Source organism: Candidatus Clostridium radicumherbarum (assembly GCF_045310525.1).
Classification (GTDB): Bacteria; Bacillota; Clostridia; order Clostridiales; family Clostridiaceae; genus Clostridium_AT; species Clostridium_AT radicumherbarum.
On sequence record NZ_JBJHZY010000001.1, the window covers coordinates 820,971 to 844,115 of the forward strand.

The 23,145-nt window shown below is 31.7% G+C and carries 21 protein-coding genes; 17 read left to right on the forward strand and 4 right to left on the reverse strand.

The genetic code is table 11. From position 1 onward, the window contains the following. The first annotated feature begins 6 nt into the window (after window positions 1–6). Window positions 7–1,281 (forward strand): NAD(P)/FAD-dependent oxidoreductase, encoded by a 1,275-nt coding sequence (locus tag ACJDUH_RS03965; protein WP_406763857.1) that lies wholly within the window; start codon window positions 7–9, stop codon window positions 1,279–1,281. Window positions 1,282–1,297: 16 nt separating this feature from the next. Here the strand turns inward: ACJDUH_RS03965 and ACJDUH_RS03970 are convergent, their stop codons facing one another. Continuing rightward, window positions 1,298–1,921 carry a RusA family crossover junction endodeoxyribonuclease gene (locus tag ACJDUH_RS03970; protein WP_406763858.1) on the reverse strand — a complete coding sequence of 208 codons (624 nt, stop codon included), beginning with the start codon at window positions 1,919–1,921 and terminating at the stop codon, window positions 1,298–1,300. Window positions 1,922–2,011: 90 nt separating this feature from the next. Here ACJDUH_RS03970 and tsaD point away from each other — a divergent pair, with 90 nt between their 5' ends. Together tsaD and ACJDUH_RS03980 are read left to right on the forward strand one after the other, a co-directional pair. Then, complete coding sequence (tsaD, locus tag ACJDUH_RS03975; protein ID WP_406763859.1) at window positions 2,012–3,031, forward strand: tRNA (adenosine(37)-N6)-threonylcarbamoyltransferase complex transferase subunit TsaD; 1,020 nt, start codon at window positions 2,012–2,014, stop codon at window positions 3,029–3,031. Between the two features lie 72 nt (window positions 3,032–3,103). Next, window positions 3,104–4,390 (forward strand): LysM peptidoglycan-binding domain-containing protein, encoded by a 1,287-nt coding sequence (locus ACJDUH_RS03980; protein WP_406763860.1) that lies wholly within the window; start codon window positions 3,104–3,106, stop codon window positions 4,388–4,390. Window positions 4,391–4,480: 90 nt separating this feature from the next. Here the strand turns inward: ACJDUH_RS03980 and ACJDUH_RS03985 are convergent, their stop codons facing one another. Continuing rightward, the gene (locus tag ACJDUH_RS03985; RefSeq protein ID WP_406763861.1) at window positions 4,481–5,614 is read right to left on the reverse strand and encodes an HD-GYP domain-containing protein; all 1,134 of its coding nucleotides are present in this window, start codon (window positions 5,612–5,614) and stop codon (window positions 4,481–4,483) included. Window positions 5,615–5,874: 260 nt separating this feature from the next. Here ACJDUH_RS03985 and asnB point away from each other — a divergent pair, with 260 nt between their 5' ends. Both asnB and ACJDUH_RS03995 read left to right on the forward strand, forming a co-directional pair. After that, window positions 5,875–7,716, forward strand: a complete 1,842-nt coding sequence (asnB, locus tag ACJDUH_RS03990) for an asparagine synthase (glutamine-hydrolyzing) (RefSeq protein WP_406763862.1) — start codon at window positions 5,875–5,877, stop codon at window positions 7,714–7,716. 118 nt (window positions 7,717–7,834) lie between these two features. Then, window positions 7,835–9,583 (forward strand): MutS-related protein, encoded by a 1,749-nt coding sequence (locus tag ACJDUH_RS03995; RefSeq protein WP_406763863.1) that lies wholly within the window; start codon window positions 7,835–7,837, stop codon window positions 9,581–9,583. Between the two features lie 69 nt (window positions 9,584–9,652). Here the strand turns inward: ACJDUH_RS03995 and lepB are convergent, their stop codons facing one another. After that, window positions 9,653–10,216, reverse strand: coding sequence for a signal peptidase I (gene lepB, locus ACJDUH_RS04000; RefSeq protein WP_406763864.1), 564 nt, complete (start codon window positions 10,214–10,216; stop codon window positions 9,653–9,655). 542 nt (window positions 10,217–10,758) lie between these two features. On the opposite strand from lepB, the gene ACJDUH_RS04005 reads away from it, so the two are divergent. The 12 genes from ACJDUH_RS04005 (at window position 10,759) to ACJDUH_RS04060 (ending at window position 22,522) form a co-directional block, all read left to right on the forward strand. Continuing rightward, the gene (locus ACJDUH_RS04005; RefSeq protein ID WP_406763865.1) at window positions 10,759–11,598 is read left to right on the forward strand and encodes a hypothetical protein; all 840 of its coding nucleotides are present in this window, start codon (window positions 10,759–10,761) and stop codon (window positions 11,596–11,598) included. A gap of 238 nt (window positions 11,599–11,836) precedes the next feature. Then, entirely contained in the window at window positions 11,837–13,129 is a 1,293-nt protein-coding gene (gene tig / locus ACJDUH_RS04010) for a trigger factor (protein WP_406763866.1), read from the forward strand. 78 nt (window positions 13,130–13,207) lie between these two features. Next, entirely contained in the window at window positions 13,208–13,792 is a 585-nt protein-coding gene (gene clpP / locus ACJDUH_RS04015) for an ATP-dependent Clp endopeptidase proteolytic subunit ClpP (protein ID WP_406763867.1), read from the forward strand. Between the two features lie 18 nt (window positions 13,793–13,810). Next, window positions 13,811–15,103: an ATP-dependent Clp protease ATP-binding subunit ClpX gene (clpX, locus tag ACJDUH_RS04020; RefSeq protein ID WP_406763868.1), complete on the forward strand. Its 1,293-nt coding sequence runs from the start codon at window positions 13,811–13,813 to the stop codon at window positions 15,101–15,103. 163 nt (window positions 15,104–15,266) lie between these two features. Further along, window positions 15,267–16,946, forward strand: coding sequence for an ATP-dependent protease LonB (gene lonB, locus ACJDUH_RS04025; RefSeq protein ID WP_406763869.1), 1,680 nt, complete (start codon window positions 15,267–15,269; stop codon window positions 16,944–16,946). 131 nt (window positions 16,947–17,077) lie between these two features. Next, a complete protein-coding gene (gene lon, locus ACJDUH_RS04030; protein ID WP_406763870.1) occupies window positions 17,078–19,399 on the forward strand; it encodes an endopeptidase La in 2,322 nt (773 codons plus the stop codon). A gap of 1 nt (window position 19,400) precedes the next feature. Continuing rightward, a complete protein-coding gene (yihA, locus tag ACJDUH_RS04035; protein ID WP_406763871.1) occupies window positions 19,401–19,982 on the forward strand; it encodes a ribosome biogenesis GTP-binding protein YihA/YsxC in 582 nt (193 codons plus the stop codon). An 81-nt stretch (window positions 19,983–20,063) separates the two neighbouring features. Then, window positions 20,064–20,801 (forward strand): CPBP family intramembrane glutamic endopeptidase, encoded by a 738-nt coding sequence (locus tag ACJDUH_RS04040; RefSeq protein WP_406763872.1) that lies wholly within the window; start codon window positions 20,064–20,066, stop codon window positions 20,799–20,801. Between the two features lie 111 nt (window positions 20,802–20,912). Beyond that, a complete protein-coding gene (locus ACJDUH_RS04045; protein WP_406763873.1) occupies window positions 20,913–21,272 on the forward strand; it encodes a hypothetical protein in 360 nt (119 codons plus the stop codon). A gap of 73 nt (window positions 21,273–21,345) precedes the next feature. Then, the gene (locus ACJDUH_RS04050; protein ID WP_406763874.1) at window positions 21,346–21,633 is read left to right on the forward strand and encodes a hypothetical protein; all 288 of its coding nucleotides are present in this window, start codon (window positions 21,346–21,348) and stop codon (window positions 21,631–21,633) included. Window positions 21,634–21,679: 46 nt separating this feature from the next. Further along, the gene (locus tag ACJDUH_RS04055; protein ID WP_406763875.1) at window positions 21,680–22,009 is read left to right on the forward strand and encodes a hypothetical protein; all 330 of its coding nucleotides are present in this window, start codon (window positions 21,680–21,682) and stop codon (window positions 22,007–22,009) included. A gap of 273 nt (window positions 22,010–22,282) precedes the next feature. Next, window positions 22,283–22,522 (forward strand): hypothetical protein, encoded by a 240-nt coding sequence (locus ACJDUH_RS04060; RefSeq protein ID WP_406763876.1) that lies wholly within the window; start codon window positions 22,283–22,285, stop codon window positions 22,520–22,522. A gap of 41 nt (window positions 22,523–22,563) precedes the next feature. Here the strand turns inward: ACJDUH_RS04060 and ACJDUH_RS04065 are convergent, their stop codons facing one another. Then, a complete protein-coding gene (locus tag ACJDUH_RS04065) occupies window positions 22,564–22,935 on the reverse strand; it encodes a bactofilin family protein (RefSeq protein ID WP_406763877.1) in 372 nt (123 codons plus the stop codon). Window positions 22,936–23,145: the final 210 nt, after the last annotated feature.

Below are 23,145 nucleotides of genomic sequence, written 5' to 3' on the forward strand. Positions count from 1 at the left end.
GATATTATGCAGAATTTTGATATAGTTATAATAGGTGGAGGTCCTGCTGGGCTTTCAGCAGCTATAGCAGCAAAGGAGAAGGAAGTTCAAAAGGTATTACTAATAGAAAGAGAAAACGAACTTGGTGGAGCTTTAAATTATTCTATTCATTGTGGCTTTGAAAGAATTAAGGATAATAAGATTCTTACAGGACCGGAATTTGCACAAAACCTTATAGATAAAGCAAATAAACTTAATGTTTCTTATATATTAAATACTGAAGTAATTGATATTTCTAAGGACAAGATAATTACAGCAGTTAATGAAAATGGGATATTGGAAATTGGTGCAAAAACAATTATTCTAGCCCTTGGAGGAAGAGAAAAGCCGAAGGGGACTATTAATATTCAAGGAAAAAGCTGTGCTGGAATTTTTACTGCTGGAGCTGCTCAAAGATTTATCGTTAATGAAGGATATATGCCTGGAAAGCAAGTAGTTATTATTGGATCTGGGGATACTGGACTAATTGCTGCTCAGAGAATGGTCCTTGAAGGAGCTTCTATTAAATCAATAATTGAAAGCGCATTTTTTCCCAAAGGATCAAAGAAAAACATTGAGGATTGTATTAATGATTTAGATATTCCACTAAAACTTGGATATAAAGCTATAGATATAAGAGGTAAGGACAGAGTTGAAGGAGTAACTGTTATAAAAGTAGATAGTGACAATAAAGCTATTATTGGCACAGAAGAATATATACCTTGTAATACCGTAATTTTATCTATGGGTCTTCAACCTGAAAATGAACTACTAAAAAAGGTTGGTATTAATATTTCAAATTCAACAAATGGCACAGTAATTGATGAAGAACTTAACACAAATGTGGAAGGCATATTTGCCTGCGGCAATGTAATTAACATTCATAACACGGTAAAAAATGTAACAATAGAAGGCTATAAAGCAGGAGGAAATGCTGCAGATTATTGCACAGGTAAGACTTTTTCTGCAGATAGAATTGAAGTTTATGAAGGTGAAGGCATAAAATATGCCGTACCAAAATTTATTAATTTAGATAAATTGGATGAAAAGGTAAATATAAGCTTCAAAACTGATAAATTATATAAATCTTCCTCGGCAGTTTTATATATTAATAATAGAAAGATACAAGAAATATTTAAAGAAGAATTCTCTCCTGGTGAAATAGAAAACATGACATTAGAAAAAAAACATTTGAAAACAGATGAAGGAAAAATGAGTATTGCGATTAAAATTGAGAATTTACAAGGACAGAAGGTTAATTAGCCCTCTGTCTTTTTATTTAGAAAAGCTTTTTAAAACAATCTTTGCAAATTATCATTTTACCATTATTTGCAGTTACGGCACTGCTTGGACTAATAGACTTTTCACAAATTTCACATACCTTTAAACTTTTATCTTTTTCGGTTTTTTTGCTTTTAATTCCCATAACTCGCTTTTTATTACTTGGAGGATTGTATTTTATTACCTCTTTTTCATGTTCATTTTTAATTATATTATAATTCATAGAATATGTACTTTCACAAAACAACTCCAATTCAAATCTAGGATTCTCCGAGTCATAAAACTCTTCAATTATAAGTCTCCTGACCTGAGCATCATTTACTATCAGACCACTTTTTTCTATTCCATCAAAAATACTCTTTGTAATGTTATTTGTATCTGGATGCCTAAGTTTACTTTTGTAGTAGACTTTAAGTACTGCAATAAGAGCTTCAGCCAGTATTACACCAGGATTTTGTGATCTGGCTTCATAGGCAATTTCCTCTTCATATAAGGCATATCTGTCGTGATATTTACCTGAATTATATGGGAGTATCGCCCGACCCTTAAGATTAAAGAGCTTAAAATTAGATTTTGATATTGGAGAACCTTTTACTACAACCCTTGCGTAACGATTATTCATAATTTGCTCCTTTTTTGTAAGATACACATTTGATTATAACATATATTTTTGTGTATAATAAAATTTAGTTATACAAAAGGGAGTGTTCTTATGAAGGACTTAAAAATACTTGCAATAGAAAGTAGCTGTGATGAGACCTCAGCTGCTATAGTAGTAAATGGAAGACAGGTTCTTTCAAATATAATCTCCTCTCAAATTGATATTCATACCAAATTTGGTGGGGTTGTACCTGAGGTTGCCTCAAGGAAGCACATTGAGGTAATAAGTGAGGTGGTAGAAGAGGCCTTAAATAAGGCAAATGTATCTTTTGAAGATTTAGATGCCATTGGAGTAACCTATGGCCCAGGACTTGTAGGAGCATTATTAGTTGGGCTCCAGTATGCAAAATCCTTAGCTTATGCATTAGATAAACCTCTTATTGGAGTAAATCATATAGAAGGACATATTTGTGCAAATTTTATAGAGCATCAGGAGCTTAAACCACCCTTTGTATGTCTTGTAGTTTCGGGAGGACATACATTTATCGTTTATATGAAGGACTTTGGAGATTTTGAGGTTATCGGAAAGACTAGGGACGATGCAGCAGGGGAAGCCTACGATAAGGTTGCTAGAGCTATTGGGCTTGGATATCCAGGAGGCCCTAAAATAGATAAAATATCAAAAGAGGGAAACGAAGATGCAATAAAGTTTCCAAGAGCTAATTTTCATGATGATTCATTAGATTTTTCATTTAGCGGCTTAAAGTCAGCAGTACTTAATTATTTAAATAAAATGGAAATGACTAAACAGGAAATAAACAGGGCAGATGTTGCTGCATCCTTTCAAAAGGCTTTAGTTGGTGTGCTAGTTGATAATGCAATTAAAACCTGTAAGATGAGAAATGTTTCTAAGATAGCAGTTGCAGGTGGCGTTGCCTCTAATTCCAAGCTTAGAGAAAATCTAATAGAGGAGGGAAGGAAAAATGGCATAGAAGTATTGTTTCCATCTCCAATATTATGTACAGACAATGCGGCAATGATTGGAAGTGCGGCTTATTTTGAATTTATTAAGGGAAACACTGCTGATCTATCACTTAATGCCATTCCTAATTTAAAGCTTGGTGAGAGATAATATTTTTTAGTCACTCCTTAAAAATTTTAGAATATAATAATTATTGATAAAAAATATTTGGGAGTGTAAAACTTGAAAATACACGTTGTTTCTGGGGGAGATACTGTATACAGTATTTCAAAAACTTATAACGTTCCTGTTAATAGTATTATTAATGTAAACGCAATAAATCCAAATAGAAATTTAGTAATAGGCGAAGCTTTAGTGATTCCTGGGATAAAGAGGGAGTATACTGTAAAGCCCGGTGACAGCCTTTGGAGTATTTCAAGAAAGTTTAATGTAAGTGTTGACAGTATAGCAGATTTAAATAAGATTGCAAGGCCAGCTGATATTACACCAGGCCAGGTAATAATGATACCTGAGTTTTCTAAGAATTATGGCTATATTGAGACTAACGGCTATGTTAAACCTTCCACACCTGAAGCTGAAACAAAAACAGTCAGCGATGTAGGCAGCTACTTAACTTACGTCAGTGCTTTTAGCTATCAAGTTACTGAAAATGGGTCTCTTACACCAATGAAGGATGAGGCTATACTTAACGCTGCAAGAATCTATAAAATAGCCCCTATAATGGTTATTACAAATATTAAAGACGATGCTTTTGATACGGTACTTGTTAATACCATACTTAATAATGAAGCTCTGCAGCAGACTTTAATAAATAATGTTTTAAAAACTTTAAAGGACAAAGGTTATTATGCTTTGACAATAGATTTTGAGAAGATTTCCCCAGAAAACAGGCAGAAGTATAATGCTTTTTTAAGAAAAGTAGTAGCTGCTCTCCACCCTCAGGGCTATTTAGTTGGAACAGCTTTAGCACCTAAAACCTATGATATAACTGAAGGTTCTTGGCATGGAGCTCATGATTACAAGGCACACGGAGAAATAGTAGATTTTGTAGTATTAATGACATATGAATGGGGCTGGTCTGGAGGACCACCTCTTCCTGTAGCACCAATAAATGAAGTAAGAAAAGTTTTAGATTATGCTATTTCAGTAATTCCAAAGAAGAAAATATTGATGGGAATGCCTCTTTACGGCTATGACTGGATTCTTCCTTATGTTCCAGGAGGAGGCTATGCAAAGGCAATAAGTCCTTTAGCAGCTGTTGAACTAGCAGCGAAGTTTGGTGCCCAAATTAAATATGATACTAAGGCGCAAGCTCCATTTTTTAACTACTTTAATCAAGGAAGAGAGCATGTAGTTTGGTTTGACGATGCAAGAAGTGTTCAAGCAAAATATAGAATGGTTAGTGAATTAGGTCTTAGAGGTGTAAGTTATTGGGTACTTGGCTTAGATTTCCCACAAAACTGGGCAGTGCTTGAGGATATGTTTAAAATAGTTAAAGTTATTAAATAAGAATAAAAAGGAAGAGTCTTGAAATGCATACAAATGTTAGACAAAAAATATCTAATATTTGCTATGGATTTCATTTAGACCTTCCTTTTGTTATTCTGAAAACTTTGGAACTTCATATTGAACTCCCTGGATTACTAAATTAAGTTCTTCCAATAAATCAACATGTGTATTTCTTTTTATGGTTGGATCAATTGATTTTACTATTTTAAGCTTTGGTCTTAATGGATAATTGGGATGATTTTCTTCAACAATAGCAATATCACCATTTGTTAACCTTACCAGTGTTCCTTCTGAATAGGGGACTACTACTTTAGAAAAAGCCAGAACCATATTGTAATCAAATAAAGTTCCTCCACCTGCCATAATATATTCAAGGGCTTCATTTGGACTTAGAGCTCTTCTTTGGGGTCTGTCAGAGGTTAAAGCATCATAGACATCAGCTATTGCCACAATTTTTGCTAATTTATTTATATCATTACCTTTTAGAGACTCTGGATACCCATAACCATTAATTCTTTCATGATGTTCAAGGGCAATTATTCTTGCTGGGGCGGAAATATCAGGGCTTCCTTTTAGATATTCATAGCCCTTTAGTGAATGCTCTTTAACAATATTATATTCTACTTCTGTCAGTTTATCATATTTTTGAATTATTTCATTTGGTATAAATACCTTGCCTATATCATGCAGCAAAGCTCCAAGACAAAGAGAATATAATTCTGCTTTAGAAAGCTGAAGCTGCATTCCTATAATTAATGATATTACAGCTACATTAACACTGTGTTGATAAGTGTAACTGTCTAAGTTCTTTATATCTACAACATTTATAAGAACATTTTTTTGTGCAAATATTTCCTCCAAAATACTGGCAGCAATTTCTCCAATAGATAAGAAATATTTTTGCTTTTCTTGAATAAATTTAGAATCCTTATTGGAGCTAGTGCCTTTTGAAGCGTAGGTATTATACTTTTCAAAGCTTACAAATGTATCCTTGATGGTTTTAATTGCCTTTTGCCTCAGTTCAGGCTTAATTACTTCTTCTATAATGTCATCGCTATACTCATCATTTATGTATATAGAAAATATTTTAATATGTCTTATTCTTTTCAATAATGTATCATTAAGTTTTACTCCTTCCCTAAGTAAAACTCGACCTTCACTATCGTAGATGGTTTTAGCCAAACTACTACCTTCATTTACACATTCAACTGGAACAAGTCTCATAATATGGCCCCCAAGATTATTATTATTGAAATATAAATTTATTTATAATAAAAAGTGATATTAATAAAATATTTGAATCTTTTTCTTTATTATAACAGGTTAAAAATAATAATTCCATATTATAACTATGTAATTTTAAGTAACTACAAAGTACTAATAATTGCGAAAATAATTCTAAAGCTTTTTAATATGCACCCTTTACCCATCAAATCATAGTATGTAATTGAATATATGAAATTTGATTATTAGGAGATGATACTATGTGTGGTATTGCTGGATGGGTGGATTACGATAAAAACCTTTTAGGATTTGAGCAAATTATTGAAAACATGACAGCTGCACTTAAAAAGAGAGGACCAGATGCGTTTGGAATATATAAGCACAAGCATGCACTGCTGGGACATAGAAGACTTGTGGTGGTAGATCCTTCCGGTGGAGCACAGCCTATGACAAGGGAATTAGGAAGAAATAAATACACTATTGTCTATAATGGAGAACTATATAATACTGAAGAAGTTAGAAATAAATTAAAATCAGAGGGTTTTTCTTTTAAGTCCTATTCAGATACGGAGGTTTTATTAATTGCCTTTATTGCTTGGGGTGAAGAATGCTTAAGGTATATTAACGGTATTTATGCCTTTGGAATTTGGAATGAAGCTAACAATTCACTTTTTTTAGCACGGGATCCTCTTGGAGTAAAACCACTATTTTATACTAAAAGGGAGAATTCTATTATTTTTGGTTCTGAAATTAAAACTCTGCTTAGCCACCCAGATGTAGAGGCTGTAGTGGATAAAGATGGGCTTACTGAGTTATTCGCACTTGGACCAGCTCGTAATCTTGGAAGCGGTATTTTTAAGGATATAAAGGAGGTGCCCCCAGCTCATTGTCTTGTGTTTAATTCTCATAGCTTAAAGCTTAAAGAATACTGGAAAATTGAAAGTAAACCTCATGAAGAAAGCTTTAAACAAACTATTGAGCATACAAGAAGTTTAATAATTGATGCAGTAGAAAGGCAGCTTATTGCTGATGTACCTGTCTGCACATTTCTATCAGGAGGACTTGATTCAAGTGCCATTTCTTCAATAGCTTCTAATTATTTTAAAAACAATAATATGCATAAGTTAAATACTTATTCTATAGATTATATTGGAAATGATAAATATTTTAAAGCAAATGAATATCAGCCTAATGCTGATAGTTCATATATAAAATTAATGTCAAATTATATTGACAGTAACCATCACAATATAATAGTTGATAATGAAGCTGTGGCTATGGCTTTAAAAGATGCTGTTTTAGCAAATGATCTGCCTGGTATGGCTGACATAGATTCTTCATTATATTTATTTTGCAAAGAAGTAAGAAAGGATGCAGTTGTTGCTCTCTCAGGAGAATGTGCTGATGAAATTTTTGGGGGCTATCCATGGTTTAGAAGAGAAGAGGATATAAATGCAAAAACCTTTCCTTGGTCAAGATATGTAAATGAGAGAAAAGATATTTTATCAGAGGATTTAAAAAAATTGCCCTTAGAAGAAAATTCAAAAGAAAAGTATGAAGAAGCCATAAAAAGGGTTCAAAGGCTTTCTGGAGAATCTGAAAGGGAGCATAGAATGAAAGAGTTATTCTATTTAAATATTAAATGGTTTATGGTAACTTTATTAAACAGAAAAGATAGAATGAGTATGTCAAACAGCTTAGAGGTAAGAGTACCCTTTGCAGATTATAGAATTGTAGAATATGCTTTTAATGTGCCTTGGAATATTAAATATTATGGCAATATTGAAAAGGGACTTTTAAGAAAGTCACTTGAAGGTTTACTGCCAGAGGAAGTCTTATATAGAAAAAAGAGTCCTTATCCTAAGACTCATAATCCCACATATACAAAATTCGTGCAAAAATGGCTTAAAGAAATTTTGGAGGATAAGAGCTCACCTATTTTAAGTCTAATTGATACTAACAAAGTTAATGAACTAATAGAATCAGAAGGAAAGACTTTTAAAAAGCCTTGGTATGGTCAGCTAATGACAGGTCCTCAGCTTATGGCTTATTTAATTCAAATAAATATATGGCTAAAGGAATATAAGGTTAGATTGATTTAATTGGAATGTCAAAAGGTCAGCGTAAATGCTGACTTTTTATCTTTTGTTGCAAAGAAATCCTCTATGGTATATAGTATAAACTATGAAAATTTAGGAAAAATTGATAGGGGGGAGCACCTTGAATGAAAAAGAAATGCTTATACAAAAGGCAAGCTATATGAAATTTGCTATGTGGAGCTTTATTGTGTTAATAGGCATATCCGCTTATGCCGCTCTTTTATTAGGTGAACAAATAGGTAAAGAATATTATTTAGGCTTTATTTTAATTATTCCTTTAGGGATTTTAGTCTTATATTTCAGAAGAAAAATGCTTAAATACAAGGCTCTGTATAGTATTAAAAATAACTGGGCAAATAAGGATACTAGAAAAAGGAAATTTGAGGATATAAAAAAGCTCTATGATTATATAAAAGGAGAAAATAAAGATGTATTTTTCATAGATGATCAAACCTGGGATGACTTTACTATGAACAAGATATTTGAAGAAGTAGACAGAACTTTTTCAGCACCAGGTGAACAATTACTCTACCATATGCTAAGAACTCCAAAGTTTAATGATAAGGAACTCTCAAAAAGAAAGTCTCTTCTAAAGTTTTTTAAAGAAAATAAAGAATTAAGAGAAAAAATACTAGTGGAGCTTTATTATCTAGGAAGACAGACAAAAAATAGAATAACTGATTTGCTCTGGGGGGAACTTCCGAAAAAGAGCAGGATAAGTATCTTTTTCAACTTTATGGCTCTTCTTCCTATTATAATTTTGATATTCATTCCTTTTATGGGGATTAAAATTGGAATTTATATAGTATTAGTTTTCATTATTAACATGTACATAAGTTTTAAGTTTAGAAATGAAATATCGGCTCATGTTGAAGCTATGTCATACCTTAGTGCAGTTGTTAATACAGGAAAAAAACTTGGGGAAATTAACTCTAGTGATTTAAGTGATTTTACAGAAGGGCTAAAGTCTAGCCTAAAGCATATTAAGGCTTCTAAATCAGCTTCCTTATTAGGAAATATAGAAGCAGATGTTATAATACAATATTTTAATATATTATTTCTAACAAAAGAAAGAAGCTTTTTTAAAGTTATAGGAGAACTTACAAAATACAAAAAGGAACTTCAGAATGTTTACATTACAATAGGTGAAATAGATGCCTTAATTTCTATTGCCTCCTTTAGGGAAGGACTGACCTTTTATGTGGAACCTGAACTTGTATCAGGAGAAAGGGTTCTAGAAATAAGCAATTTAGTTCATCCTCTAGTTAATAATCCAATAGCAAATTCAATTTCTATATGTAATCAGGGTATAGTACTTACTGGCTCTAATATGTCAGGTAAATCTACCTTTTTAAGGACAATAGGTGTAAATGCATTGCTAGCGCAAACAATAGCTACCTGTCTAGCAAAAAACTACAAAGGAAGCTACTTTAAAATATTGTCCTCAATAAGTCCAAATGATGACATACTTCAAGGGAAAAGTTATTATCTAGGAGAAGCTGAAGCTGTACTCAGAATAATCAATAATTGTGAAGTGAGCATTCCTTCATTATGTATTATTGATGAAATTTTCAGGGGAACGAATCCTATAGAAAGGATATCAGCTTCCGCGGAAATTTTAGATTATCTAATTAACCACAACAGTGTTCCTATTGTTGCAACACATGACCTAGAATTAACTGAAATAGTTGATAGATCTTATGAATGTTATTACTTTACAGAGGATGTTGGAGAAGATGGCCTTAAGTTTGATTATTTAATAAGAAAAGGAGTATCAAAAACTACGAATGCCATAAAATTATTAAAGTTTCTAGGTTATCCGGATAACATAATAGAGAATACTTATAAGAGAATAGTAAATTGTTTTTAAAATAATAAAAGCTGCAATATATAAAATATACTATTTTATATATTGCAGCAAACTTTTCTGCCAAATTTTTTAAAAGAATCTCATAGTATTAAAAGGGTAAGCTCGTAAAATTACATGGCCCTTTATATCATTTATAGATATGGGTCCCAGAATTCTACTGTCTACGCTGTCCCCTCTATTGTCACCCATAACAAAAATGTAGCCGGGTTTTATGGTATAAAGCTGATTTTCAGTCAAAAATGGACCGGGGTTTGTTATTATATTTTTATCTAAATAAGGTTCATTTATTTCTTTATTATTTATATACACCTTTCCATTTTTAACCTCAATTTGATCCCCTGCTGTAGCTATAACTCTTTTAACGTAAATATCATGTGTGGGGTTTTGGGAATCAAAAATAATAATTTGTCCTTTACTTATACTATGTGTCAAAAGGCTGAGCTTTTCTACGAATAATACATCCTTATTATTTAAGGTGGAATACATAGATTCACCTTCAACATCCGCTCTTGCAAAAACATAATTTCTAAAAGTAAGTGCAATTAATATGGCAATGACTATGGAAATAATATAATCTTTAATTTGGGATTTTTCTTTAGTTGGTTTCTTTTTAATGTTATCATCATTTTCCATTTATTTTTCTCCTTAAATCAAAATACTAGATAACTAATTACAGTGGTATATAAATATGTAATATAAAAACAGTTTAATATTTTTTACTAACCTTGTCAATTTAACAATGAGCTACATAAATATATATATATAATATGCAGAATATACAACATTTATTTTATTTTTTTTTATATTTACTTGCAAATTATAGTAAATTATATATAAAATTAAAACAGGAAGTAAAAGCAAAATCCAAAATTCGTATTAATTGTAAATCAAATTCAAAAATTGCTAAAATTATTTAAAAAATTGAATTTACAAAACTATTTTGTGACATAATAAATAGACTATGATGCTGTTTATAAGAAAGCAAGTTGTTTAGCTGTAAGGAGGTAAATGTCCTAAATGGACATTTACGAGCAATTATCGAGTGGAACGAGAGAGCTTAATTGCTCAGTGTTCCGACGAAGGAGGAAAATGTCCTAAATGGACATTTACGAGCAATTATCGAGTGGAACGAGAGAGCTTAATTGCTAAGTGTGACCGCTGAAAGGAGGATACTTTTGGGAAAAGTAAGTATCTTTAGTAGTGATTATAATAAACGTAGAAGAAAAAGAAAAAAAAGAACTATTACTGTAGTTATAATTTTTGTAATGGCAATTTTGGTGATCTTTTTTAGTAGCAGCCTTAAGGCTTATGTTTATAATAAGTATGATTATATAAGAAACAGTAAATTTTTTAGTATTATTAATAAATCAAATAAAAATGATAAGGTAATTAAAAGCAATGAAAATGTTTCAAGTAAAGAAACAAAAATACCAGAAGCCTCATCTAATAGTACAACAGAAAAAACTATAGAAGTCAATTTAAGTAATGGTACTAAAATTCAAGCAGTTTACGAAAACAAAGATGGCAAAAATATGTTTAAATACATAACTCCTTTAGATGCACCTGTCAGCAGCAGCATAAGTCCCTCAGGTACAACTATGATAGTGCTGGAAAACAGTACACAAAGTATGTTTAAAATCACTATTGATGGAAGTGTAAATAAGATAAATGATTCAAAATATATTTCCTCCTCAGGAGGTATTTTACCTAAAGATGCTGTATTAGCATCAAAACCAGGCTATATTTGGTGTTCATCTCCTAAGTTTATAGATGATAATTATGTAGCATATATATCTCAGGTACCCTGGTTTGATAAGAGAACAACAAAATATGTATGGATTTTTAATATTAATGACAACAAAATAAAAGATAGAAATGATCACATCTTGTATGAAAAATTAGGCGGTGACAATGTTAAATTTGGGAATATAACACCTAAAGGTCTTGAAATATCAATAGATAACAATACGAAGTTTATAATGTATAATGGAAAATCAATAGTAATTTCAGAATAAGATTTGAAAAGCTAGTAATAATAAAAATTTCTTGTAAACTTTATCCTTTATGATATAATTATTATGCAAGAAATTTATATAAATATTTGTAAATTTACAAAGTGGTATGTTATAATGTTGTGGTTAAATATATTTATTTTGTAGAAATATAAAGTTTATAAATTGACTAATAAGTAAGGCTTACTGAAAAGAATCAGAGAGCTTACATAGGATTTATTCATTTTAGGAGGAAAGTACAATGAACGTTAAAGTAGAAAAAATAGAAAAAAATGCCGTTAAACTTGAAATAACTGTAGAAGTTGAAAAGTTTAATGAGGCTTTGAAGAAATCTTATGCAAAGAATGCTAAGAAATTTAATATTCCTGGATTTAGAAAAGGTAAGGCTCCAATTCATATTATAAAAAGATACTATGGAGACGGAGTATTTTTCGAAGATGCTATCAACTTCTGCTGTGATGATACATATCCTGTAGCAATAAAAGAAAATAATATTAGACCAGTAGATTATCCAAACATTGATATAGTTCAAATTGAAGAGGGTAAAGATTTTATATACACTGCTGATATAACTGTATATCCTGAAATTGAACTTGGAGAGTATAAAGGCGTAGAAGTTAAGAAAGTAGAATATACTGTAAGTGAAGAAGAAATTGAAAATCAGATTAAAAACATGCAGGAAAAAAATGCTAGAATTGAAAGCATGACTGAAGGAACTGTTGAAAATGGAAATATAGCTATTATTGACTTTAAAGGTTATGTAGATGGTATTGCCTTTGAAGGCGGAGAGGCTAAAGATTATTCCTTAGAAATTGGTTCAGGTACATTTATAGATACCTTTGAAGAACAGCTTATAGGAATGCAGATTGGAGAAACTAAAAATGTTAATGTTAAGTTCCCTGAAAACTACGGTAAAGAGGACTTAAATGGCAAACCAGCTGTATTTGAAGTTACAATAAAAGAGAGAAAAGTTAAAGAACTTCCAGTCCTTGACGATGAATTTGCTAAAGAAGTTTCAGAATTTGACACTTTAGACGAATTAAAGGCTGATTCAAGGAAAAAGCTTCAAGAATCTAATGATATGAGAGCAAAGAGAGAATATGAAGAAGCTGTTATAGATGCTGCAAGTGCAAATGCAGCTGTAGAGATTCCAGAAGCAATGATTAATAAAGAAATAGACAACATGATTAAAGATCTTGAAATGAGATTGCAATATCAGGGACTTGATCTTAACTCATATTATCAATATACTAACACAAACGAAGAAAAAGTTAGAGAATATATGAAGGAAAGTGCTGAAAAGAGGGTAAAGATTGATTTACTTCTTGAAAAAATAGCAAAAGAAGAAAATGTAGAAGCATCAGAAGAAGAACTTAAAGAAAGAGCAGCTGAGCTTGCAAAGCAATATGGTGAAAAAGATATAGATAAGACTACTGAATTAATACTTAATGCTCAGAAGGATTACTTAAAGCTTGATGTAGTTAATGAAAAAGTAATAAAATTACTAGTTGATAATAGCAAGGCTATTGCATAGTATAAAGGGTAGCTAATTGCCAGAGATATTTCTGGCAATTAATTTTATAAAAATATAGTTTTATAAGGAGGAGATTTTATGAGTTTGGTTCCAATGGTTATAGAACAGACTAATAGAGGCGAAAGATCCTATGACATTTATTCAAGATTGTTAAAGGATAGAATAATATTTTTAGGCGAAGAAGTAAATGATACTACTGCAAGTTTAATTGTTGCCCAGCTGCTGTTTTTAGAAGGTGAAGATCCAGACAAGGACATTTATCTTTACATAAATAGTCCTGGAGGATCTATTACTGCAGGTATGGCTATTTATGATACAATGCAGTACATTAAGCCTGATGTCTCAACTATTTGCGTAGGAATGGCTGCATCCATGGGTGCCTTTTTACTTACAGCTGGTGCACCAGGAAAGAGATATGCACTACCTAACAGTGAAATTATGATTCATCAGCCATTAGGTGGTTTCCAAGGGCAGGCTACAGATATAGGGATTCATGCTGATAGAATTTTAAAGATAAAGAAAAATCTTAACAAAATATTATCAGAAAGAACAGGGAAACCCTTAGAACAAATTGAAAAGGACACAGAAAGAGATAACTTTATGACTGCAGAAGAAGCAAAAAATTATGGGTTAGTTGATGAGGTTATTACTAAAAAGAAATAACCTAAAGAGGTGAAATGTATGGCTAAAAATGAAGATAAAAAGCAATTGAAATGTTCCTTTTGCGGTAAAAATCAAGATCAGGTAAGAAGGCTTATTGCCGGACCAGGAGTATATATCTGCGATGAATGCATTGAGCTTTGTTCTGAAATAATTACTGATGAGTTTGATGAAAATATTCAGATTGAAACTGGTGCACTTCCAAAACCAATGGAAATTAAGACCTATCTTGATGGCTATGTAGTAGGTCAGGAAGATGCAAAAAAAGCCTTGGCAGTTGCAGTTTATAATCACTATAAAAGAATAAATTCTAATATGGATTTTGAAGATATTGAACTTCAAAAGAGCAATATTCTGCTTTTAGGACCTACTGGTTCAGGTAAGACTTTATTGGCACAAACACTAGCTAAGTTTTTAAATGTTCCTTTTGCTATTGCTGATGCTACTACACTTACTGAAGCTGGCTATGTAGGTGAGGATGTTGAAAATATTCTTCTAAAGCTGATCCAAAATGCAGATTATGACATTGAAAGAGCAGAAAAAGGTATAATTTACATTGATGAAATAGATAAGATAGCAAGAAAGTCTGAAAACCCATCTATAACAAGAGATGTTTCTGGTGAAGGCGTACAGCAGGCGCTGCTGAAAATTCTTGAAGGAACGGTAGCTTCCGTACCTCCACAAGGTGGAAGAAAACATCCGCACCAGGAGTTTATTCAGATTAATACTACAAATATACTTTTTATTTGCGGCGGAGCTTTTGATGGAATTGAAAAAATTATAGAAAAAAGAACAAGACAAAGTGCTATGGGTTTTGGTGCAGAAATACAATCAAAAACAGAAAAGGATATAGGGAAGCTCTTAAAAGAAATAATGCCAGGAGATCTTTTGAAATTTGGGCTTATTCCTGAATTTGTTGGAAGATTACCTATAGTTGTTACTCTCCAGTCCTTAGACAAAAATGCATTAATGAGTATTTTGACAGAACCAAAAAATGCTTTGGTTAAGCAGTATAAAAAACTCTTCGAAATTGATAATGTGCAGCTAGAGTTTAAAGAGGAAGCATTACTTGCAATAGCCGATGAAGCTATAAGAAGAAATACTGGCGCAAGAGGGCTTAGAGCAATTATAGAGGACATAATGAGAGATGTTATGTTTGAAGTTCCTACAAGAGAAGAGATTTCCAAGGTAATTATTAATGAAGAAACTCTAAAAAATAAGACTCCAGAGCTTGAACTAGCTGAAGGGGATAAGAGGACTCCCTTAAAATCTTCAAAAAAAGCAAAAAATAAAAAAGGAATAGAATCAGCATAAGAGCAGAAACTTTCTGCTCTTTTTTCCTTTTTATCTGCTAAATTAAGGAATATATTAGATTAAACTTGTGCATACTAACAAGGGATAAGTTTATAAAATTTATTTATATTGAAGGGAGGTACAGGTTTAGTTTTAGGTTTTTTAAAATTAAATCAGATTTTATATGACGAATTTTTTAATATTTATTGAGCTTTTAGTTACAGTTATTATGGGCTTATATTTTTTTAATGCCCTAAAAGGCCAACAAAGCAGCAAAGTTGTTGTTGACAAAGAAAATAAAAAAGAAATGGAAAAACTTAGAAAACTAAGAAATATAAATCTAACAGAACCCCTTACTGAAAAAAGTAGACCTTCTACTTTTGAGGAAATAATTGGTCAAGAAAAGGGAATAAAAGCCCTGCAAGCAGCACTATGCGGCCCAAATCCTCAGCATGTAATAATATATGGACCTCCTGGTATCGGCAAAACTGCTGCTGCTAGATTGGTATTAGAAGATGCAAAGAAAAGAATGAATTCTCCCTTTAAAGCAAATGCAAAGTTCATTGAAATAGATGCTACAACAGTGCGTTTTGATGATAGAGGAATAGCTGATCCCCTTATTGGTTCGGTTCATGACCCTATTTATCAAGGTGCAGGTCAGCTTGGTGTAGCTGGTATTCCACAACCTAAACCTGGAGCAGTTACTAAGGCTCATGGTGGAGTTTTATTTTTGGATGAAATTGGTGAACTACATCCAATTGAGATGAACAAACTTCTGAAAGTATTAGAAGATAGAAAGGTGTTTTTAGATAGTGCCTACTATAATTCCGAAGACAACAATATGCCATTATATATAAAAGACATCTTTGATAATGGTCTACCAGCAGATTTTAGACTAATAGGTGCAACTACAAGAAATCCAGATGAAATAGTTCCAGCCTTGAGGTCAAGATGTGTAGAAATTTTTTTCAGGGCTCTCCTTCCTGATGAAATAGAAAAAATTGCGCAAAATTCTGTAGATAAGGTTGGCCTCAAGATAGAGGAAAAAGCAAAAGAGATGGTTGGAAGATATGCAAGTAATGGAAGAGATGCTCTTAATTTAATTCAATTGGCCTGTGGCATAGCAATTAATGACGAGAGAACAGAAATTAACATAGATGATGTTGAATGGGTTATTGAGAATGGTCAATACACCCCAAGGCTCGAGAAGAAGGTATATGATAAACCGCAGATAGGGTTTGTAAACGGCCTTGCTGTATACGGAGCAAATATGGGAGCAGTAATGGAAATTGAAGCTACAGCCATGAAAAGCAAATTTAGAAAAGGTACCATAAAAATTACTGGTATTGTTGAAGAAGAAGAAATAAGCAGCTTTAACAGAAAAATGGTTAGAAAGAGTATGGCAAAATGTTCTGCTGAAAATGTAATAACAGTACTGGAGAAAGTGCTGAATATAAACTGTGAAAAATATGATATTCATGTTAATTTTCCAGGGGGATCCCCTGTGGATGGTCCATCAGCTGGTATAAGTATAAGTACAGCAATATATAGTGCTATTACAGGCATTCCTGTGGATAATGAGGTAGCAATGACTGGAGAAATTTCACTTCACGGAAATGTAAGGCCTATAGGTGGAGTAAATGCTAAAATTTCCGCTGCCGTTAAAGCTGGAGCAAAAAAAATTATTATCCCTAAAGATAATTGGCAAGATAGTTTTTCAGCATTTGAAGGGGCAAATATTATTGCAGTTAGTAATATTAGAGAGGTTTTGGATATTGCTTTAATAAAAGATGAAAGCAGCAGTAATCCTATAACTATAGATGGAAATAATAATATCCTTACTGCAAAGCCCTTTGTTTCCTAACAAATATTTAAAAAATATAATTGAAAATCCAATGTTTTATGGGTATAATATATTAAGTCTAGCCAAGTGTGGTTGAATAAATGTCAAGACACTTGGCTGTCTAATCTTATTTGATAAGTGAGGGGAGTAAAATGGAAAATGAAATAAAGATTCTTCCTCTAATTCCCTTAAGAGGTATTACTGTATTTCCGTATATGGTTATGCATTTTGATGTAGGCAGAGAAAAATCTATACTTGCATTAGAAGATGCAATGATAAATAATCAGGAGATATTTTTGGTTTCTCAAAAGGATGCAAAAATTGAGGAACCTGAAGAAGCAGATATATATGAAATAGGAACTATTTGTACTATAAAACAGATATTAAAGCTTCCAGGGGATACTGTTAGGGTATTAGTAGAAGGTACAAATAGAGGCAGAATAAATAAATACACAGAGGCTGATCCTTTTTTTAAAGGAGAAGTAGAGATATTAGTCGATAAAGAATGTTCTGATGATAAAAAATGTGAGGCCCTTGTTAGAAGTGTTAGGAAAGCCTTTGACGATTACATTAAGTTTTCCGGGAATATGCCTACAGAACTTTTAATATCATTAGATGATTTGGAGATCCCAGGAAGATTAGCAGATGTCATTAGCTCCTATTTAATGCTTAAGGGTGATAAAAAACAAGAACTCTTAGATGCCTATGATACTGCCTCGAGATTAGAAAAATTACTTTTAATATTAAATAATGAAATTGATATTTTAAGAATTGAGAAAAAGATAGGGGTAAAAGTAAAGAGCAATATAGATAAAGGTCAAAAAGAATATTATTTAAGAGAACAGTTAAAGGCAATTCAAGAAGAACTTGGAGAGGAAGACGAGGATAAAAAGGAAGTTAATAGGTATAAGAATAAAATAAATAAGGCAAAACTGCCAAAACCAGCAAAGGATAAGGCTCTATATGAATTAGATAGATTAAAGGGTAGTGGTTCTTATTCAGCTGAGGGTGGCGTTATTAAAACCTATTTAGATTGGATTTTAGAACTTCCTTGGAATAATGAAACAAAAGATAATCTAGACATTAAATCAGCCAAAGAAATCCTTAAAAAGGAACACTATGGACTAGAAGATGTAAAGGAAAGAGTTATTGAGTACCTTGCAGTTAAAAATATGAGTAACAATTTAAAGGGGCCCATACTCTGTTTAGTAGGACCACCAGGAGTAGGTAAGACTTCCATTGCAAAATCAATAGCACATGCACTTAATAGAAACTTTGTTAGGATGTCCCTTGGCGGTGTTAAGGATGAAGCTGAAATTAGAGGCCACAGAAAGACTTATGTAGGCTCAATACCTGGACGCATAATATATGGTATGAAACAAGCAAAATCAAAGAACCCTTTATTTCTCTTAGATGAAATAGATAAGATGAGCAATGATTTTAGAGGGGATCCTGCGGATGCACTTTTAGAAGTTTTAGATTCTGAGCAAAATAGTACTTTTAGAGATCATTATCTTGAATTAGAATTTGATTTATCAAAGGTTTTATTTATAACAACAGCTAATAGTTTAGAGACTATTCCTAGACCACTTTTAGATAGAATGGAAGTAATTGAAGTTTCAGGCTATACCTATGAAGAAAAGTTTCATATAGCTAAGGAACATTTAATGCCAAAACTTATTAAGGAACATAATCTTAATGATGGCATACTTAATATTGCTGATAATGCTCTATATAATGTTATCGAAAGTTATACAAGAGAATCGGGTGTTAGAACCTTAGAAAGAACTCTTGCAACTTTAATTAGAAAAAGTATTGCTGAAATGGTTGAAGAAAATAAAAATACTGTTAATATAACTACAACCCAAGTCAAAAAATATCTTGGTCCAGCCCGTTTTACCTATGATAAGATTCAAAAGGAAGATAAAATAGGTGTTGTTACTGGAATGGCTTGGACTGGATATGGCGGTGATACATTACCTGTAGAAGTAACAGTTATGCCAGGTAATGGGAAATTAGAGCTTACTGGACAACTTGGTGATGTTATGAAGGAATCTGCCAAAGCTGGTTATAGCTATGTAAGAGGGAATACAAAAAAATATGGAATAGATGAAACCTTCTATAAAGAGAAGGATATTCATATTCATGTACCTGAAGGTGCAGTTCCTAAGGATGGTCCCTCAGCTGGTGTCACTATGATTACGGCTATGATATCAGCTTTAAGCCTTAAAAAAGTAAGACACAATGTAGCAATGACAGGTGAAATAACCCTTACAGGAAGGGTTCTGCCAATTGGTGGCCTAAAAGAAAAAAGCTTGGCTGCTTTTAGGGCTGGTATTGATACAGTGATTATACCTAAAGAAAATGAAAATGACTTGCAGAAGATACCTAAGAGTATAAAAAATAAGTTAAAATTCATTTTAGCTGATAAAATTGATGTGGTGCTTGATAACGCGCTTATAAGTGAGGAATAATATGGAGATAAAGCAATCTGAGTTTATCACTTCTGCAGTGACTAAAGTTCAATATCCCATGGATGATAAAGCTGAAATAGCCTTTGTTGGCAGATCTAATGTTGGTAAGTCATCTATTATTAACAGTATTACAAATAGAAAGAGTTTGGCAAAAGTCAGTGGAACGCCCGGAAAAACAAGACTAATAAATTTTTTTCTAATAAATAACTCCTTCTATCTTGTGGATCTACCTGGATATGGTTATGCAAAAGTTTCAAAAAGTGAGAAGGAAAATTGGGGTAAAATTATAGAGACTTATCTCTTAAACAGACCCCAATTAAAGAAGGTAGTTTTACTAGTAGATTCTAGGCATAAACCAACAAATGATGACATATTGATGTATAAGTGGATAAAGCATTACGGACATGAAACAGTTATAGTTGCTACAAAAAAGGATAAGCTTACTAAAAATGAAGTTATTAAAAGTGAAAAATTAATTAGAGAAACCTTTGAGCTTAATAAAAATGAAGGTATTATGTTCTTTTCATCTTTAAACAAAGAAGGTAGAGAAGAACTTATTGATACTATCTTTTCAGATCTTTAAGATAATTAAATAGAAAGCATTTCTAATTTTTTAGAAATGCTTTCTTTACATATTTTTTTATAAAAGGCAAGGAGGAGGAAAGTGAATTATATTGAAAATATTCTAGTATTTATTTTTTTATACATACCACCTTTAATATTTTTTTTAAGCTGCTCTATTAAAAGAGGCATCAATAAATTTTTATTAACAATAGTAAGTATTGCATATTTACTTCTTTCAATAAGCACTCAGAATCTATTACCTTTCATAATTGTCATCATAAGCATAAGATACTTAAGAAAAAATGCAAATTTTGAAAGCTATGAATCTAGATACATTAATGAAGAAATTCATGATTATTATAGATTTAACTTCGATATTCGTAAGGTTAGGATTTTTAAGGCTTTAAAATATGCAATAGAAACCTATGGGGTTACTATTTTACTTGGAATAGCAACAACTATTATTTTAAATTACTTCAATTTAAACCTTAAGGAGCAGGAAATTGTAACGGATTTAATGAAGGTACCTCTTAATAAATTTATATACATGATACCAATTATGATAATCTTTGCGCCTGTGGTAGAGGAATTTACTTTTAGATGGCTTTTATTTGAGAAGTTATTTAAACCTAAAATAGGCATATATTTTTCAGCAATTCTCTCCAGCATAATTTTTTCCATGGTACATTTTAATTTAAGATCTATGCCTGTAATGATTACAATAGGACTTATTAACTGCTATCTTATAGAAAAGAAAGGCTATTGGTACGCGGTCTTTAATCACTGCTTTTTTAATAGTATTAATACACTTTTAATGCTGCAGCAAAAAATAAGTTGAGTACATTTATTTGTACTCAGCTTATTTTTTTGTGTCAAAAAGTTATTAACAGAATAGTATATATTAGAAAACAAAAGATAGGATAATCTTCTTAAAAGGAGGAGAGAAATTATGAACGGTTTATCACAAGAGCTTGCAGTAACTAGAATAACAGATGCTAATAATGCCTTTTGTGGAGATGGAAGATCAAATAATAATATATTTATTTGGGTAATTATTTTTGTTATCTTCTTTATCTTCAATGGAGGAGACGGTTTCGGCTTTGGAGGTTCAAATAACCAATGCTGTTGCAAGAGATGTCGTCGTCGTCGTCGCCACTGCCGCGATGAAAATGACAATGGACTTGATGGCATCTTTGGTGGGGGGAATGGATGGTTTATTCTAATTATCTTTGCAGTACTATTCCTATTTAACGACGGAGGAGCAAACACCAACATTATTAATGTAGACACAGATGATGCACAAGTATAATTATAAGCATAAGCAGGAAAATAAAAAGCTTGGGCTGTGAAATAGCGCCCTTAATGAGAAGGAGGATATATTAATGAGTAGAAGAAGAAATGAAAATTGCGAGGAAAAAAATACATTTTTTGGAATGGGAAATTGCTGCTGTGATTTCTCTACTTTAATCATTCTTATACTGATAATTCTTCAGTTTAATAGGAGAAGAGATTTCTTTGGTATCACTTCACCTATAGCTTCAGAGGAAGATTGTGGAACATCAAAACCACAACAGACAATATTTGGAAGCAATAACTTAATAGACAATAGCATTCTGTTCATAATTGCACTGTTCTTCCTTGCATGCTGCAATCCTTGCAGAGAGTATTAAAAATTGGGGGGCTACTTAGCCCCTCCATAACATAAGGGGTGATTATATGTCTAAGCAAAGAAAAAAACATAATAATTCTAATAATACTAATAATGGCTTTGATATAAATAATTTAGATTTAAATAACATTGGAAGTTTATTAAATAATATGAATCCTAATCAATTATCAGGATTATTAAACAACGTAGATATTAATCAATTTAAAAATATGTTTTCAGGCTCTAATAATGGTCAAGGAGGCAAGGGAAATCAAATTGGCAACATTAGAAGCGTTGAACTTTTAAATGCAATGAAACCTTTAGTAAATGCAGAAAGATCTCAACTTATCGATTCAATTATTCAGCTCTTTAATATAAGCCAGATAATGAAAAAATAGAAACTTTAATAAGCAGCTGACTTTTCAGAGATAAATATACTAATAGCTGTTTATTTAAGCATAAATTAACCTAAGACAGCTTATTTGAGTGTTATCTACTATGGACTAGAGTTAAATAATAACAAAGGAATTCAATGCCCAAAAGGCTACAGCAGAAATCCATATATCCCAAACAACAACAGAATTAAGCTTAAACAAAAACTAAAATTATTAAAATACAAAAGTTAAAAATTAGATTACTTTAAACCATTGCCCAAGAAAGGGGGGGTTCATATGAGTAGAAAGCACAGAAACGAGTGTAGTTATGATGAAAAAGGTCTTAGCAATTGCTGCTGCAGTTTTCCAACTTTAGTTATACTAATTCTAATAATCCTACAATTTAACAGAACAGGAATATTAGGACTTACAGGAACTGAAGGAATAGGAGACAGAGAAGGATCTTTAGTGGATAATGGCATATTATTCATCATAGCTTTATTCTATCTTTCCTGCTGCAATCCATGCAAAAGATAGTTTAATATAAAATAATGGAGGGGCTAGCCCCTCCATTATTTTTATTCAAGGACTTCTTCTATTCTTTTACTTACAAGCATAGTACATTTACCTTCAAAGGATCCGCCTTCCTTTACAATTAAGTTTTTCACCGTGAGATCTCCTGTTATTTTACCGTTAGCTTCTAAATTTAAGGCGCTCTCACATATAACATTGCCTTCTACTTTACCATTTATTAAAGCATTTTTACAAGTGATTGTGCTTTTGCAGTAGGAAGTTTCACCTACTATAACATCATCCTGCCAAGTTATATCACCTTCAATAAAGCCGTCTATTTTTATTAAGCCTTCACCCTGTAGTGAGCCTATTATTTTACATCTTTCTCCAATTAGTGTCTCAATTTTATTGGTATTTCTTTCTTTATCGCTAAACATTATAATGATCACTCCTTTTATCTAAAATAATATTACATTTAAAAATATATAAAACAAAAATTAGAATATAAAAAAATTTGTGCTTATATATTTTAAAAAATAATAAATTTTTTTATGTATAAAATCTTCGATGTTTGTCAATATTAATAATGTAAATGGAGATAACATCTCCAAAGCATACAATAAAATATTAATTTTAATTGTATGTTA

Coding starts and splice junctions, on each gene's coding strand:
- ACJDUH_RS03965 (WP_406763857.1), top strand. CDS start 7: ATGCAGAATTTTGATATAGTTATAATAGGTGGAGGTCCTGCTGGGCTT.
- ACJDUH_RS03970 (WP_406763858.1), bottom strand. CDS start 1,921: ATGAATAATCGTTACGCAAGGGTTGTAGTAAAAGGTTCTCCAATATCA.
- tsaD (WP_406763859.1), top strand. CDS start 2,012: ATGAAGGACTTAAAAATACTTGCAATAGAAAGTAGCTGTGATGAGACC.
- ACJDUH_RS03985 (WP_406763861.1), bottom strand. CDS start 5,614: ATGAGACTTGTTCCAGTTGAATGTGTAAATGAAGGTAGTAGTTTGGCT.
- asnB (WP_406763862.1), top strand. CDS start 5,875: ATGTGTGGTATTGCTGGATGGGTGGATTACGATAAAAACCTTTTAGGA.
- lepB (WP_406763864.1), bottom strand. CDS start 10,216: ATGGAAAATGATGATAACATTAAAAAGAAACCAACTAAAGAAAAATCC.
- tig (WP_406763866.1), top strand. CDS start 11,837: ATGAACGTTAAAGTAGAAAAAATAGAAAAAAATGCCGTTAAACTTGAA.
- clpP (WP_406763867.1), top strand. CDS start 13,208: ATGAGTTTGGTTCCAATGGTTATAGAACAGACTAATAGAGGCGAAAGA.
- clpX (WP_406763868.1), top strand. CDS start 13,811: ATGGCTAAAAATGAAGATAAAAAGCAATTGAAATGTTCCTTTTGCGGT.
- lonB (WP_406763869.1), top strand. CDS start 15,267: ATGACGAATTTTTTAATATTTATTGAGCTTTTAGTTACAGTTATTATG.
- lon (WP_406763870.1), top strand. CDS start 17,078: ATGGAAAATGAAATAAAGATTCTTCCTCTAATTCCCTTAAGAGGTATT.
- yihA (WP_406763871.1), top strand. CDS start 19,401: ATGGAGATAAAGCAATCTGAGTTTATCACTTCTGCAGTGACTAAAGTT.
- ACJDUH_RS04045 (WP_406763873.1), top strand. CDS start 20,913: ATGAACGGTTTATCACAAGAGCTTGCAGTAACTAGAATAACAGATGCT.
- ACJDUH_RS04050 (WP_406763874.1), top strand. CDS start 21,346: ATGAGTAGAAGAAGAAATGAAAATTGCGAGGAAAAAAATACATTTTTT.
- ACJDUH_RS04055 (WP_406763875.1), top strand. CDS start 21,680: ATGTCTAAGCAAAGAAAAAAACATAATAATTCTAATAATACTAATAAT.
- ACJDUH_RS04060 (WP_406763876.1), top strand. CDS start 22,283: ATGAGTAGAAAGCACAGAAACGAGTGTAGTTATGATGAAAAAGGTCTT.
- ACJDUH_RS04065 (WP_406763877.1), bottom strand. CDS start 22,935: ATGTTTAGCGATAAAGAAAGAAATACCAATAAAATTGAGACACTAATT.